The organism is Bradyrhizobium agreste (assembly GCF_016031625.1).
In the GTDB taxonomy this organism is placed as follows: domain Bacteria; phylum Pseudomonadota; class Alphaproteobacteria; order Rhizobiales; family Xanthobacteraceae; genus Bradyrhizobium; species Bradyrhizobium agreste.
Genome location: NZ_JACCHP010000003.1, coordinates 35,091 through 49,103 on the forward strand (window position 1 = coordinate 35,091; position 14,013 = coordinate 49,103).

Here is a 14,013-nt window from a genome sequence, read left to right on the forward strand (position 1 = left end):
GTTTTCGCAGAACTTCATGTCTCCTGCCGACGCTCGCGAACAGGACCATGCGGAACTTTTTCCTCACGGCCACGTTCACTCGGCATGACTGAAGACCTTTCCTTCCGACGCAAACCCCTGACTCCCGAACAGCGCCACGCCCGCGACGCGGCTCGCCGGATCGAGGCCGAGAAGGCCATGCGCGACCACGAAGCGGCGCAGAAGGCGTTCTACGCCAACAAGGAACGGCTGAAGGCCGAGCGGCTGGCGCGTGAAGCGGCGGCGGCGAAGGGTTGAGCGAACCGCGCTTCGCCGCTCAAACTCCCAAATCGCTTCTCCTGCGGCTGCCTTGGTGCGCCCCCCGCGAGGCGCTTGTCTCGCGATCGCCTAGGCCGCGATCCGGGGCAATCATCAGCGACCTTCAGCAGACCCCTTCGTCATCCGGCGCCGCGTCTGCTTATTGAATGGCAACCTTCCCAGTTTGACCAGCGCTCGCTTGCGCAGCACTGGCGAGCCGCGTGCACTCGCCTTGAGGGCAGGCTTGACGGCGCTCGGCTTCCGGGAGGAAGCTTCCAATGATCCGAAACTGACGTGAACCACGGAGACGTTCGCTCCCAGCAAGTCCGATCCTCATCAGCGAATTAGAATGGAGCTGACCATGACCACATTCGACAAGCGCGAGCAGGGCTTTGAAGCCAAATTCGCCCGCGACGAGGAATTCATGTTCAAGGCCACGGCCCGGTCCAACAAGCTGCTCGGGCTGTGGGCCGCAGGCCAGCTCGGGCTCAGCGGCGATGCCGCGGCAAGTTACGCAACCGCGCTGGTGACGGACCATCTGGAGAGCCGGACGATGGACGACGTGGTCGGCAAGGTGGCGGGCGATCTCGCAGGCAAGGGGATCGCGCGCGAGCACGTCGCCGTCAGACTCCAGGAATGTCTCCACCAAGCGCTGGCGCAGCTCGAAGCGGACCAGCCATGACACCTGCCGCTGTGCCGTTTCGTGCTAGCGTGCCGGCTCTCGGGGGACACGGCGAGCGAGAGGTGGGACATGTCTGCGAGCGGCTTTGGCAAGTGGTCCGGCGCAATCGTATGCGCCGGCGCCATGCTGGTCGCTGCAGGTGGCGCCGAGCTCTCGGCGACGCCGCTGACGCCGTTTCGCTACGAGGCGCAGGCCCAGCGTCATTGCCCGCGCGACAAGGTGGTCTGGCTCGACTTCGGGAAGGGCGTCTATTACCGCAAGGGGCAGAAGCGCTACGGCCAGGGCTTCGACGGCAGCTTCGTCTGCCAGAACGAGGCCCGCGGCAGCTTCTACCGCCGCTCGCTGTTGGGGCTGCGCTGAGCGGCACGCGGCGGCGGCTGGCGGACGCGCCGGCTATTTCGCTGGTGGCAGCCTGACCGGCACATGCGGGGAGGTGCTGATGACCCGGGGACTTCCATCTGGATAGGTGCGGTCCCCGCGGATCAGGGATTCCAGGACCAGGAAGAACTTCTCGGCAAGCATTTGCGTCACCCTCGTTGGTGATGGCCTCTTGCAATTGGTCGAGGCGCCGAACGCAATAATTCAATCAACTGAATGGGAGCGGGGACGGCTGCGCTTGCTGCGCCGCAATGGAGAGAACCGTATTGGACAGGAGGACGTGCGGTTCAGGCAAACGCCAGCGCGACAAGACTTGAGCAGAGCAGCACCAAGCCGCCGGCGGTCAAGGCCAGGAAGCCATCGGATACGAGGTCATGATTACGCATGGGACACCTGCCACTCTCGTGTTCGATGCGCGACCGGATCGACCTAGGAACGTCCGAACGCGCCGCTTTGAAAGGGGTGATGCTTGCCGTCCGCGCGAGTGGCTTCACGCCCTCGTGCGGTAACCTTCGAAGGCATGGGCCAGGAAGATCCCCGCGCTTACCAGACCCATCAGTGCCGAAACCGTCTCGATCATCGTTAAATTCCAATTCCCGCCCTCGCATCCGAGAGAACGCGTGCGGCCTTGCACAGTCAAAAGAATTTCGGTGAGCGTTGCGACAATGGGGGTGGAGTGAGGATTTGGCGCAACAGAATGTCCAGCACTGGCACAGTGCCGACGCCATCGCCCCGTAGAACAACGGAAAAATGCGAACGTCCCGTTTACCATCCCGGCGTGATCGCCGTGGGCTCCCCATTTCCGCCGCGTTCGGGTTGCGTTATCGTTACTGTGTCCGATGCGGTGGTGGGCCGCCTCGGATGAGATGACCGGACAGCGCTCCCCCGTCACCAAAGCGGGTTGGGTACGCCTCCGGCAAAGTGGTATTTAGGGCGCATGGGGATCCGTCGGTCAGATTCGGTTTTGCGGGCCGCGCGCGGTGTTGCGGCGCTCGCGACCTGCCTTGCGCTTGCCAATTGTGCCTCCTCGAACAAGTTCGCCAGCCGCGTCGATCCGAAATACGGCGTGTCCTCGAGCCCGCGTGTAGTGGCCTGGGGCGACCCGGTCCCGAAAGGCGGCGGTACCTACCGCGTCGGCAAGCCCTATGTCGTGGCGGGCAGGACCTACGTGCCGGAGGAGGACGTCAATTATCGCGCCGAGGGCATGGCGTCCTGGTACGGCGATGATTTCCACGGCCGCCTGACGGCCAACGGCGAGGTGTTCGACATGACCTCGCTGACCGCGGCGCACCCGACCCTGCCGATGCCGTCCTACGCCCGGGTCACCAACATCTCGAACGGCAAGTCGCTGATCGTCCGCGTCAATGACCGCGGGCCCTATCATGGCAACCGCCTCATCGACGTCTCGAACAAGGCCGCCGAACTCCTTGAATTCAAAGGAAATGGCGTCGCCAAGGTCCGGGTCGAATATGTCGGCCGGGCGCCGCTCGAAGGCTCCGACGACCGTCAGCTTCTGGCGACCCTGCGGACCGGCGTTCCGGCGCCGTCGCCCTCGATGGTCCGGGTCGCCTCGGCCAAGCCGTTTGTACCGGAACTGCCGTCCTCGACCCGCGGCGCCATTCGCGGCGAGGTCCCGATGCCGGAGGGGCGGCCATACAATCTCGGCAGCACTTCGGCCGATATGGCTTCGCTCAACGCGACCTCGGAAATGTCGGCCTCGAGCCGGAGCCGGGGGCGGGCGCTCCAGAACGCCCGCGCGGTGTCCTATGACGAGGACGGCCGCTATGCCGCCGAGAGCGCGACCGACGGCGCCGCCGAGGCCCGCAGCATCCTGAGCGGCCGCGGTCTCTACTAGGGTGCGCTCTCCTTCAGGAAAGTCAGCAGGGCCGCGTTCACCTCGTCGGGCCGTTCCTGCTGCACCCAATGGCCGGCGCCCTCGAGGATCAGCTTGCGCTTCAGATTGGGCAGCACGCGCTCAAGCTCGTTGACGCGCTTGGCGCCGATCAGGCCGGTAATGACGGCATCCTTGGAGCCGGCGATGAACAACGAGGGTTGATGGATCTGCGCGTCCTGCCAGGGTGCGGTCAGCTCCCAATTGCGATCGATGTTGCGGTACCAGTTCAGCCCGCCGCGAAAGCCGGACTTGCGGAAGGCCTCGGTGAAATAAGCGAGGTCTGCCTCGCTGAGCCAGCCGGGCAGCGGCTCGTCGGCGCCCGCATGGCCGAGAAAGCCCTTGCCCTCCTGCACGAACATGGCCGCGGTGGGATCGGCGAGGCCGCGCCCGCCAAGGACGATGCGCATGGTGCGTGCGACGTCACGCTCGAGCTCCGCCTCGGCGACGCCGGGCGTCTGGAAATACTGCCAGTAGAAATTGGTGACGCCGCCCTGGCGCAGCAGGTCGAGCGGCTTGCCGCGGCCGCGGAACGGCGGCGGCACGCTGAGGCCCGCGACTGCCGTGAAGATGTCGGGGCGGAACAGCGCCGCGTGCCAGGCGACCGGCGCACCCCAATCGTGGCCGACCACCATCGCCTTAGTCTCACCAAGCGCCTGGACGAGGCCGACCACGTCGCCGACAGTGTCGAAGATCGAATAGGCGGCAACGTCGGGCGGCGCCGCGCTCTGGCCGTAGCCGCGCATATCAGGGGCAACGACGTGAAACCCGGCTGCGGCAAGCGCGGGGATCTGGTGGCGCCAGGAGTAGGACAGTTCCGGCCAGCCATGGCACAGCACCACCAGCGGTCCCTGGCCGGCTTCGCGGACGAACAGCTCGACCCCGTTGGTCTTGATCATGCGGGTTGAGGACATTCGCTTTTCCGCCTTGTTTCAGGGGTTTGGTCGAAAAACATGAGGCACCACGATAGGGGCGCAGCGAGAATCGTGCAATCTCAGCGACAAGCGTCCAACCGCGTGTTGTTCGCATCTGTTCCAGCTGTTAGAACGCCTCTCTCAGGGCTTCGCCATGGCACTTCGTATCCCTTCGCTTCGTGGCAACCGGCTCACCGCCGGAACGCTGGCGCGCGGTCTGATCGCGATGATCTTGGCGGCGGGCATCGGCTGGGGCGGGGCGCTCTATGCGGCCAACCAGAGCATCCAGGGCGCCAAGAAGGCGGAAGATACCGGTTTCGACGGCGATGCCCCGACCGCGATCCTGATCGAAGCCTCCTCGGGCAGCGTGCTGTTCGAGAAGAACGCCGACGAGCTGCGCGCGCCTTCGAGCATGATGAAGCTGATGACCGCGGAGGTCGTCTTCAACGCGGTCAAGAAGGGCGACATCAAGCTGACCGACGAGTACCGGATCAGCGAGAATGCCTGGCGCAGAGGCGGGGCCCCCTCGGGCGGCTCGACCATGTTCGCGGCCATCAACAGCAAGGTCTCGGTCGACGATCTCCTGCGCGGCGCGATCATCCAGAGCGGCAACGACGCCTGCATCGCGCTGGCCGAAGCCATGGCGGGCAATGAGCGGATCTTTGCCGCCGACTTCATGACCAAGCGCGCCCGCGAGCTTGGCATGACCAAGTCGACCTTCGCCAATTCCAACGGTCTGCCCGATCCCGGCAACAAGATGACGGTGCGCGAGCTCGGCATGCTCGCCCGGCACATCATCCTGGACTTCCCCGAATTCTACAAACTGTTCGGCGAGAGGGAGTTCACCTGGAACAAGATCCGACAGCAGAATCGCAATCCGCTGCTCAATTCGATGGAAGGCGCTGACGGTCTGAAGACCGGCTACACCAAGGAAGGCGGCTACGGCATGGTCGGCTCCGCCGTGCAGAACGGCACGCGTCTGATCGTCGTCGTCAACGGACTTGAAGATCCCGAAGACCGCGCCACGGAAGCCAAGAAGATGCTGGAATGGGGTTTTCGCAATTTCGAGACCCGCACCCTGATCGCAGCCGAGCAGCCCGTCGGCTACGCCAAGGTGTTCGGCGGCGAGCGCCGCTCGGTCAAGCTCGTCGCCAAGACGCCGGTGAAGGTGATGGTGCACAAGAACGGCAGCGACAAGCTGATTGCGCGCGTCGTCTATAGCGGCCCGGTGCGTGCGCCGGTCGAGGCCGGCCAGCGGGTCGGCGTGGTCAGGGTCTGGCGCAGCGGCAACATCGCGGTCGAGACGCCGGTCTATGCCGCCGAGGCCATCGGCACCGGCTCGACCATGCGCCGCGCCATCGATGGCGCCAGCGAGCTCGTGATCGGCATGTTCCGTGCAGGTGCTGAGAAGCTCTGAGCATGAGTGAGAGCGCGGCACAGCGACCGTCCGGACGGGGACGCTTCGTCACCTTTGAAGGCGGCGAGGGCACGGGGAAGTCGACCCAGATCAAGAAGCTCGCCGACCGCCTCACGGCGGCCAAGCTGCGCATCCGGGTCACGCGTGAGCCAGGCGGCTCGCCGGGCGCCGAGATCATGCGCCATCTGGTGCTGTCGGGCATGGGCAAGCTGCTCGGCCCCGAAGCCGAGACGCTGCTGTTTGCCGCCGCGCGCGATGACCATGTCCGCACCGTGATTCTGCCCGCGTTGAGCCAGGGCGTCTGGGTGCTGTGCGACCGCTTCGCCGACTCGACGCGGGCCTATCAAGGCAGCCTTGGCCTCGTCCCCGATGGCCTGATCAACGCCATGCAGCGGGTCACGATCGGCGATCTCAAGCCGGACCTCACCATCATCCTCGACTTGCCGGTGGAGATTGGCCTGCAACGCGCCGCCGCGCGCCGCGGCAGCGGCGCGCCTGACCGGTTCGAGGCCGAGAAGCTCAGCTTCCACCAGGGCCTGCGCGAGGCCTATCGCAGGATCGCGGCGGAGGATCCGGCGCGCTGCGTGCTGATCGACGCCAATTCCGATCCGGACACGGTTGCTGCGCGCGTCTGGACCGCGGTGCGCGAGCGCCTGCTGCCCACGCCTGCCTCGGTCGTGTCGGCATGAGTCCGCGTCAGGCCGAGCGGGAAACCGCCATACCGCATCCGCGCGAGACGTCGCAGCTGTTCGGCCATCGCGAGGCGGAGGCCGCGCTGCTTGACGCCTATCGCAGCGGACGCATCCCGCACGCCTGGCTGATCGGCGGGCCGCAAGGGATCGGAAAGGCGACGCTGGCCTATCGGATGGCGCGGTTCGTGCTCGCCCATGCGCAGCCGTTGGCGCCGGCCGTGCAGCGCGCCGAAAGCCTGGCGATCGATCCCGATGATGCCGTGGCGCGGCAGGTGGCGGCCGGCTCGCATGGGGGGCTGCTGACGCTCGAGCGCAGCGCCAACGAGCGTGGCGTGATGCGCACCGTGATCACCGTGGACGAGACGCGCGAGACGATCGGTTTCTTCGGCTCGACCGCCGCGGCCGAGGGCTGGCGCGTCTGCGTCGTCGATACCGTCGACGAGCTCAATCCGAACGCGGCCAACGCGCTTTTGAAGATTCTTGAGGAGCCGCCGCAGCAATCGCTGTTCCTTCTGGTCAGCCACGCGCCCGCGCGGGTGCTCGCCACGATCCAGTCGCGCTGCCGCAAGCTGCGCCTGCGGCCGCTCGCCACGAACGATGTGATCGGCGCTGCAGCGTCAGCGGCTGAGCTCGATCCGAACGATGCCGCGCTGCGCGAGGCGGCCGAGGCATCCGAGGGCAGCGTCGCACGGGCGCTGACGTTGCTCGGTGGCGACGCGCTGAAACTTCAGCAGCGCACGGCGGCGCTGCTCGCGCGCCTGCCACAGATCGATCCGCGCGAATTGCACACGCTCGGCGATTCGCTTGGCACCAGCGACCGCGTGGCGCTTGCGGCCTTCATCGACGGCATCGATCGCTGGATCGCCGAGCGCCTGCATGCGGATGAGGCCAATGCCAACGAGAATCTGCCGCGCCTTGCGCGGCTAGCTGAGGTATGGGAAAAGATCGTCCGCGCCGCGCGCGACACCGAAACCTACAATCTGGAGCGAAAGCCCTTGGTTTTCTCGGTGTTCGGCTGGCTGGCGGACGCAACGCGCTAGGCGCCGAGCCGTTTCCAAAATTCGAGAAGCCGGTAAAGGAATTCGTGGTGGCAACGCGAGCTAAGAAATCCGTCAAACGCAAGAGCGGCAAGAAGGCTGCGAAGAAGGCCAAGACGCGCGCGGCCAAAGCTGCCAAGACCAACGAGAAAGCCGGCGCCAAGAAGAGCGTGAAGAAGAGCGCCGCAAAGAAGGCTGGCAAGAAGGCCGCGAAGAAGCAGGTTCTCGCCAAGAAAGCGGTGAAGAAGGCTGCCAGGAAGCCGGCCAAGAAACCGGCAAAGGCCCCGGCGAAGAAGGTCGCGAAAACGGCGGCTGCGCCTGCCGCGACCGCTGCACCGGCTCCCGTCGTCACGCCTGTGACGCCAAAGGCGGCGAAACCAAGGGCTCCGCGTGCGCCGAAGCCCGTCGCTTCTCCGCAAGCTGCCGCGCCCACGGTCGCCGCAGCGCGCGACAACGTCTTCTACATCACGACCGCGATCGCCTATCCGAACGGCAGCCCGCATATCGGTCACGCCTATGAGGCGATCGCGACCGACGCGCTGGCGCGCTTTGCGCGGCTCGACGGCAAGGATGTGTTCTTTTTGACCGGCACCGACGAGCACGGTCAGAAGATGATTCAGACGGCGGCGAGCGAAGGCATGTCCACCGCCGCGCTCGCGACGCGCAATGCCGGCCGCTTCAGAGAGATGGACGAGCGCCTGAACGTGTCGTTCGATCGCTTCATCCGCACCACCGAGGAGCAGCATCACCGCTCCAGCCAGGAAATCTGGCGCCGCATGGAAGCGAATGGCGACATCTACGCCGACACCTATTCGGGCTGGTACTCGGTCCGCGACGAGGCCTATTACGCCGAGGACGAGACGCGCGTGAACGATGACGGCGTGCGCTTGGGTCCACAGGGCACGCCGGTCGAATGGGTGGAGGAGAAGAGCTATTTCTTCCGCCTTTCGGCCTACGAGGACAAGCTGCTCAAGCTCTATGCGGATCAGCCTGAGTTCATCGGCCCGGACTCGCGCAAAAACGAGGTCGTCAGCTTCGTCAAGGGCGGCCTGCGCGATCTCTCGATCTCGCGCACCACGTTCGATTGGGGCGTGAAGGTGCCCGGCGACGAAGAGCATGTGATGTATGTCTGGGTCGACGCGCTGACCAACTACATCACCGGCGTCGGTTTCCCCGATGAGAGCGACAAGAATTGGCGCTATTGGCCGGCCGACGTGCACATCATCGGCAAGGACATCATCCGCTTCCATGCGGTGTATTGGCCGGCCTTCCTTTTGTCGGCGGGCATCCCGCTGCCGAAGCGGGTCTATGCCCACGGCTTCCTGTTCAACAGGGGCGAGAAGATGTCGAAGTCGGTCGGCAATGTCGTCGATCCCTTCAACCTTGCCGACCAATACGGCGTCGACCAGATGCGCTACTTCTTCCTGCGCGAGGTGCCGTTCGGCCAGGACGGCAATTACAACCATGAGGCTATCGTGGCGCGCATCAATGCCGATCTCGCCAACGATCTCGGCAATCTTGCGCAGCGCTCGCTGTCGATGATCGCAAAGCAGTTCGGCGGCGTGCTGCCCGAGCCCGGCGAGTTCAGCGACAACGACAAGGCGATCCTGGCGATGGCCGACGGCATGATCGCGGCCTCGCGCGAGGCCATGGCGACGCAGCAGATCCATCAATGGCTCAATGCCGTCTGGGCCGTGGTCGCGGAAGCCAACCGCTATTTTGCGGGTGAAGCGCCGTGGGTGCTCGCCAAGACGGATCCGGCCAGGCAGAAGACGGTGCTCTACGTCACCGCCGAAGTCGTGCGCCAGATCGCGATCCTGGCTCAGCCTGCGATGCCGACCGCCTCCGGCAAGCTGCTCGACAGCCTCGGCATCCCCGAAGCCGAGCGTAAATTTGACATGCTCGGCGGCGCAAAGCGCATCGCGCCCGGTTCGACGCTGCCGGCGCCGACGCCGGCGTTCCCACGCTATGTCGAGCCGGCAGCCTGAAGGCGTTCGCACGATGCTGGTCGACAGTCATTGCCATCTGGATTTTCCGGACTTTGCGGACAATCTCGACGGGATCGTGTCGCGAGCGCGAGCGGCCGGGGTCGCGCGCATGGTCACGATCTCGACGCGGGTGCGGCGGCTGCCGGACCTGCTCGCGATCGCCGAGCGCTATGACGACGTCTATTGCTCGGTCGGCACCCATCCGCACCATGCGGACGAGGAGGACGGCATCGCGCCGGATGAGCTGATTGCGCTGACCCAGCATCCCAAGGTCGTCGCGCTCGGCGAGGCCGGGCTCGACTATTTCTACGACAACGGCTCGCCGGAAGCGCAGGCGAGGGGCTTTCGCGCCCACATCGCCGCCGCCCGCGCCACCGGCTTGCCGCTGGTGATCCATACCCGCGACGCCGACGAGGACTGCGCGCGCATTCTCGAAGAGGAGGCGGCAAGGGGATCGTTTCGCGCCGTCCTGCATTGTTACACGGGCGGGCGCGAGCTGGCACTGAAGGCGGTGTCGCTCGGGTTTTATATCGGCTTCACGGGAATCCTGACCTTCAAGAAATCCGAGGCCTTGCGCGCGCTCGCAGCCGAACTGCCGCCCGACCGTATTCTGGTTGAAACAGACTCGCCCTATCTTGCGCCCGGCAAGTTTCGGGGCAAGCGCAACGAGCCGGCCTACGTGGTCGAGGTCGCAAAAGTGCTCGCCGAGACGCGCGGCGTGTCCCTTGACGAGATCTCGCGCCAGACCAGCGAAAACTTCTTCCGCCTGTTCTCGAAGGTGAAAGCTTGAGACTGGAAGCCACATGACGCTGACGCTGACGATCCTGGGCTGCGGCTCCTCCGCCGGCGTGCCGCGCCCGGCGCTCGGCTGGGGCGCCTGCGATCCGAACAATCCCAAGAACCGCCGCCGCCGCTGCTCGCTGCTGGTCGAACGGACGTCCGAGCACGGCACGACACGCATCGTGATCGACACCTCGCCGGACCTGCGCGAGCAATTGCTCTCGACCAATGTCGACCACATCGACGCGGTGTTCCTCACCCACGAGCATGCCGACCAGACCCACGGCATGGATGATCTGCGCTCGGTCGTCATGCACATGCGCCGGCGCATTCCGACCTATTTCAACCAGTCGACCGCCAAGGATATCTTATCGCGGTTCTCCTATTGCTTCATCTCGCCCGAAGGCAGCGACTATCCGCCGATCCTGACCCGGCATTCGATCGAGGCGGGCGAGAGCCAGACCATCCTGGGGAAGGGCGGCGCGGTGACGATGACAGCCTTCCTGGTGCAGCACGGCGCCATTCCCGCGCTCGGCTACCGCATCGGGGATGCTGCCTACACACCGGATCTCAACGACATCCCGCGCGAGAGCTGGGGCGCGCTGGAGAATCTCGATCTCTGGATCGTCGACGGCCTGCGCTACACCAGCCATGTCAGCCATTTCAGCATCAACGACGCGCTGTCCTGGATCGAGCGCTTCAAGCCGAAGCGCGCGGTCATCACCAACATGACCGCCGACGTCGATTACGAGGTCATCCGGCAGTCGCTGCCCCCTGGCGTGGTGCCGGCCTATGACGGGCTGCGGCTGGAGACGCACTAAACCCGCGGTGGAAATTCTCCTGCCAGCCGGCATAGACCTTGCTTGCGCCGGCCCCATCATGTTGATCTAACGTCTGAAAGACAGGCGTTGGGCAGGGCGATATTCAAACCGGGCCGGCACGGCCCAAGTGCAATCGGTCGGTCGAATCGCCTCGTGTGAGGGTGGGGATCGCGTTGGCAGAGGACGATGTAGCGGCTCAAGGACCGGTGCGACGCGCTCTGGACCTCCTTTATCTCGGCGCGGGTTATGCCGCGGGCGCCTTCCTGGTCGCGATCTTCGCAATCATGATGGTGATGTCGGTCGGGCGCCAGTTTGCGCTCAACATTCCCGCCGGCGACGATTTTGCGTCCTGGTGCATGGCTGCGATGGCGTTCCTCGGCCTCGCTCACACCTTCAAGCGCGGGGAGATGATCCGCGTCGGGCTGCTGCTGGAGCGTCTGCACGGGCGGACCAAGCAGGTCGCGGAGGTCGTGGCACTCGGCATTGCCGCCGCCTTCATCCTCTACTTCACCCGTCATGCGGTGCAGATGACCTACGATTCCTGGCGCTTCAACGACGTCGCGCAGGGCGTCGTCGCGCTTCCGCTCTGGATTCCCCAGCTCGGCTTTGCCGGCGGCCTCGTGATCCTCTCGATCGCGCTGATCGACGAGATGGTCAACGTCATCGGCGGCAACCGTCCGAGCTACGAGAAGGGCTCGCCCGACGAAACTCCGGAAGAGTTCGTCGAACGCATCTCGCAGGGTGGTGGGGGCTGAGCATGGCCAATCTCGGCATGATCGAGCTGTCGTTCGTCCTGCTCGGCGTCATGATCCTGCTGCTGGGAAGCGGCGTCTGGATCGCGGTCTCGCTCGGGCTGGTCGGCTTCGTGGCGATGGCGCTGACCACGAGCCTGCCGCTCGGGACCGTGCTTGCGACCACCACCTGGAGTGCGAGCTCAACCTGGACGCTGGCGGCGCTGCCGTTGTTCATCTGGATGGGAGAGATTCTGTTCCGCACCAAATTGTCCGAGGAAATGTTCCGCGGCCTGTCGCCCTGGGTGCAGTGGCTGCCGGGACGCCTGACCCATGTCAACGTGATCGGCTGTGGCATTTTCGCGGCGGTGTCGGGGTCGTCGGCGGCGACCTGCGCGACGATCGGCAAGATCGCGCTGCCGGAGCTCGACAAGCGCGGATACGACAAGGGCCTGAGCCTCGGATCGCTGGCGGGCTCGGGCACGCTCGGCCTTTTGATCCCGCCGTCGATTCCGATGGTGGTCTATGCCGTCACGGCGAACGTCTCCGTGCTTCAAGTGTTTCTCGGCGGCTTCCTGCCGGGACTGCTCGTGATCGTGCTCTATTCCGGCTACATCATCGTCTGGTCGCTGCTCAACCCCAAGAAGATTCCGCCGCGAGATCCGCCGATGCCGCTCCGGCAGAAGCTGCGCGAGTCGGCCAAGCTCGCGCCCTGTCTGCTGCTGATCCTGGCGGTGTTCCTGTCGCTCGTTCTCGGCTTTGCGACGGCGACGGAATGCGCGGCCTGGGGCGTTTCCGGCGCGCTGCTGCTGGCGTGGTGGAGCGGCACGCTCACGCGCAAGAACTTCCTCGAGAGCATCATGAGCGCGACGCGCCTGACCTGCATGATCATGCTGATCCTGGCAGGCGCGGCCTATACCACGGCTGCGATGGCCTATACCGGCATTCCGGCAGCGCTCGCCACCTGGGTCCAGGGCCAGCAGCTCACGCCGAGCATGCTGGCGCTGTATCTGAGCATCATGTACATCATCCTGGGTTGCCTGATCGACGGCATTTCGATGATCGTTCTGACCGCTGTCATCGTGCTGCCCATGGTCAAGCAGGCCGGTCTCGACCTGGTCTGGTTCGGCGTCTACCTGATCATCCACGTCGAGATGGCGCAGATCACGCCGCCGGTCGGATTCAATCTGTTCGTGCTCCAGAACATGAGCGGCCGCGATACGTTCACGGTCGCGCGGGCGGCGTTTCCGTTCTTCGTGTTGCTGCTGGTCGCCGTGTTCATCATCACGGAGTATCCGCAGATCGTGATGTTCGTGCCGAAGCTCGCTTTCCCAGACTGAGCGTACCCGTTCTTCAGATCGACTGTGAGGAGAAGCCCGATGATGTCTCGTTTATTCCGCGCATCCCTGATCGCCGGCGTTGTGCTGGCCGCGACGCCTGCCTTGGCCCAGACCAAATGGAATCTGCCGGCAGCGTATCCTGCGGATAACCCGCACTCCGAAAACCTGGTCGCGTTCGCCAAGGACGTCGAAGCCGCCACCTCCGGCAAGCTCCAGATCACGGTTCATCCGGGCGCCTCGCTGTTCAAGGCGCCCGACATCAAGCGCGCCGTGATGACCGGGCAGGCGCAGATGGGTGAGGTGCTGCTGTCGATCCACGAGAACGAAGACCCGATGTTCGGCATCGACGTCGTGCCCTTCCTCGCGACCAGCTTCCCCGACGCGATGAAGCTGTATCAGGCCTCCAAGCCTGCGATCGCCAAGAAGCTCGATGCGCAAGGTCTCAAGCTGCTATTCGTGGTGCCGTGGGCACCGCAGGGCGTTTACGTCAACAAGCCGCTGGCGACGATCGAGGACATGAAGGGCTTGAAGTGGCGCGCCTACAATGTCGGGACCGCCCGGATCGGCGAACTGGTCGGCGCGCAATCGGTCACGATCCAGGCCGCGGAACTGCCGCAGGCGCTGGCAACCGGTGTGGTGAACTCCTTCATGTCGTCGGGCGGCACCGGCTACGATTCGAAGGCCTGGGAGTCGCTCAAATACTTCTATGACGTGCAGGCCTGGATTCCGAAGGACTACACCTTCGTCAACAAGGCTGCGTTCGACGCGCTCGACAAGCCGACCCAGGAGGCCATCCTGAAGGCCGCCGCCACCGCGGAGACGCGCGGCTGGAAGGCCTGGCAAGAGAAGGCCAATTGGTACCTCGATCAGCTCAAGGCCAAAGGCATGATCGTCGAGCCGCCGAGCCCGGCACTCAAGGCCGGCTTCCAGAAGATCGGTGACCAGCTCACGGCCGACTGGCTGAAGAAGGCAGGGGCCGACGGTCAGGCGGTGGTCGACGCCTATAAGAAGATGTGAGGATGAGAGAGCTTCCGCCCGCCGTGCGCGGGCGGGCGGAAGCTTCTTT

The 14,013-nt window shown here is 65.0% G+C and carries 14 protein-coding genes; 13 read left to right on the forward strand and 1 reads right to left on the reverse strand.

The genetic code is table 11. The features are described from left to right. The first annotated feature begins 84 nt into the window (after window positions 1-84). From HZZ13_RS05050 to HZZ13_RS05065, 4 genes are all read left to right on the forward strand, one after another. Window positions 85-276 (forward strand): hypothetical protein, encoded by a 192-nt coding sequence (locus tag HZZ13_RS05050; RefSeq protein WP_035999201.1) that lies wholly within the window; start codon window positions 85-87, stop codon window positions 274-276. A 361-nt stretch (window positions 277-637) separates the two neighbouring features. Further along, a complete protein-coding gene (locus HZZ13_RS05055; RefSeq protein WP_197958556.1) occupies window positions 638-958 on the forward strand; it encodes a DUF1476 domain-containing protein in 321 nt (106 codons plus the stop codon). A gap of 69 nt (window positions 959-1,027) precedes the next feature. Then, a complete protein-coding gene (locus HZZ13_RS05060; protein ID WP_197958557.1) occupies window positions 1,028-1,318 on the forward strand; it encodes a hypothetical protein in 291 nt (96 codons plus the stop codon). A gap of 955 nt (window positions 1,319-2,273) precedes the next feature. Next, window positions 2,274-3,191: a septal ring lytic transglycosylase RlpA family protein gene (locus tag HZZ13_RS05065; protein WP_197958558.1), complete on the forward strand. Its 918-nt coding sequence runs from the start codon at window positions 2,274-2,276 to the stop codon at window positions 3,189-3,191. Here HZZ13_RS05065 and HZZ13_RS05070 read toward each other — a convergent pair. Further along, entirely contained in the window at window positions 3,188-4,141 is a 954-nt protein-coding gene (locus HZZ13_RS05070) for an alpha/beta fold hydrolase (protein ID WP_197958559.1), read from the reverse strand. The two genes, HZZ13_RS05065 and HZZ13_RS05070, sit on opposite strands and share 4 nt — an antisense overlap. 154 nt (window positions 4,142-4,295) lie before the next feature. Here HZZ13_RS05070 and HZZ13_RS05075 point away from each other — a divergent pair, with 154 nt between their 5' ends. The 9 genes from HZZ13_RS05075 (at window position 4,296) to HZZ13_RS05115 (ending at window position 13,964) form a co-directional block, all read left to right on the forward strand. Continuing rightward, a complete protein-coding gene (locus HZZ13_RS05075) occupies window positions 4,296-5,558 on the forward strand; it encodes a D-alanyl-D-alanine carboxypeptidase family protein (RefSeq protein WP_197958560.1) in 1,263 nt (420 codons plus the stop codon). 2 nt (window positions 5,559-5,560) lie between these two features. Further along, complete coding sequence (tmk, locus tag HZZ13_RS05080) at window positions 5,561-6,247, forward strand: dTMP kinase (protein WP_197958561.1); 687 nt, start codon at window positions 5,561-5,563, stop codon at window positions 6,245-6,247. Continuing rightward, window positions 6,244-7,290, forward strand: a complete 1,047-nt coding sequence (locus HZZ13_RS05085) for a DNA polymerase III subunit delta' (protein WP_197958562.1) — start codon at window positions 6,244-6,246, stop codon at window positions 7,288-7,290. Before tmk ends, HZZ13_RS05085 begins: the two co-directional genes overlap by 4 nt. 47 nt (window positions 7,291-7,337) lie before the next feature. Further along, window positions 7,338-9,275, forward strand: a complete 1,938-nt coding sequence (metG, locus tag HZZ13_RS05090; protein WP_197958563.1) for a methionine--tRNA ligase — start codon at window positions 7,338-7,340, stop codon at window positions 9,273-9,275. Between the two features lie 13 nt (window positions 9,276-9,288). Further along, window positions 9,289-10,065: a TatD family hydrolase gene (locus HZZ13_RS05095; protein ID WP_197958564.1), complete on the forward strand. Its 777-nt coding sequence runs from the start codon at window positions 9,289-9,291 to the stop codon at window positions 10,063-10,065. 13 nt (window positions 10,066-10,078) lie between these two features. After that, window positions 10,079-10,876: an MBL fold metallo-hydrolase gene (locus HZZ13_RS05100; protein WP_197958565.1), complete on the forward strand. Its 798-nt coding sequence runs from the start codon at window positions 10,079-10,081 to the stop codon at window positions 10,874-10,876. Window positions 10,877-11,037: 161 nt separating this feature from the next. Continuing rightward, the gene (locus tag HZZ13_RS05105; protein WP_197958869.1) at window positions 11,038-11,631 is read left to right on the forward strand and encodes a TRAP transporter small permease; all 594 of its coding nucleotides are present in this window, start codon (window positions 11,038-11,040) and stop codon (window positions 11,629-11,631) included. 2 nt (window positions 11,632-11,633) lie between these two features. Next, window positions 11,634-12,947: a TRAP transporter large permease gene (locus HZZ13_RS05110; RefSeq protein ID WP_197958566.1), complete on the forward strand. Its 1,314-nt coding sequence runs from the start codon at window positions 11,634-11,636 to the stop codon at window positions 12,945-12,947. A gap of 39 nt (window positions 12,948-12,986) precedes the next feature. Then, the gene (locus HZZ13_RS05115) at window positions 12,987-13,964 is read left to right on the forward strand and encodes a TRAP transporter substrate-binding protein (protein WP_197958567.1); all 978 of its coding nucleotides are present in this window, start codon (window positions 12,987-12,989) and stop codon (window positions 13,962-13,964) included. The last annotated feature ends 49 nt before the right edge of the window (window positions 13,965-14,013 follow it).

What these genes read in the sequence shown, in the direction of transcription:
- HZZ13_RS05050 (WP_035999201.1), top strand. Translation starts at nt 85, where the DNA reads ATGACTGAAGACCTTTCCTTCCGACGCAAACCCCTGACTCCCGAACAG.
- HZZ13_RS05055 (WP_197958556.1), top strand. Translation starts at nt 638, where the DNA reads ATGACCACATTCGACAAGCGCGAGCAGGGCTTTGAAGCCAAATTCGCC.
- HZZ13_RS05060 (WP_197958557.1), top strand. Translation starts at nt 1,028, where the DNA reads ATGTCTGCGAGCGGCTTTGGCAAGTGGTCCGGCGCAATCGTATGCGCC.
- HZZ13_RS05065 (WP_197958558.1), top strand. Translation starts at nt 2,274, where the DNA reads ATGGGGATCCGTCGGTCAGATTCGGTTTTGCGGGCCGCGCGCGGTGTT.
- HZZ13_RS05070 (WP_197958559.1), bottom strand. Translation starts at nt 4,141, where the DNA reads ATGTCCTCAACCCGCATGATCAAGACCAACGGGGTCGAGCTGTTCGTC.
- HZZ13_RS05075 (WP_197958560.1), top strand. Translation starts at nt 4,296, where the DNA reads ATGGCACTTCGTATCCCTTCGCTTCGTGGCAACCGGCTCACCGCCGGA.
- tmk (WP_197958561.1), top strand. Translation starts at nt 5,561, where the DNA reads ATGAGTGAGAGCGCGGCACAGCGACCGTCCGGACGGGGACGCTTCGTC.
- HZZ13_RS05085 (WP_197958562.1), top strand. Translation starts at nt 6,244, where the DNA reads ATGAGTCCGCGTCAGGCCGAGCGGGAAACCGCCATACCGCATCCGCGC.
- HZZ13_RS05095 (WP_197958564.1), top strand. Translation starts at nt 9,289, where the DNA reads ATGCTGGTCGACAGTCATTGCCATCTGGATTTTCCGGACTTTGCGGAC.
- HZZ13_RS05100 (WP_197958565.1), top strand. Translation starts at nt 10,079, where the DNA reads ATGACGCTGACGCTGACGATCCTGGGCTGCGGCTCCTCCGCCGGCGTG.
- HZZ13_RS05110 (WP_197958566.1), top strand. Translation starts at nt 11,634, where the DNA reads ATGGCCAATCTCGGCATGATCGAGCTGTCGTTCGTCCTGCTCGGCGTC.
- HZZ13_RS05115 (WP_197958567.1), top strand. Translation starts at nt 12,987, where the DNA reads ATGATGTCTCGTTTATTCCGCGCATCCCTGATCGCCGGCGTTGTGCTG.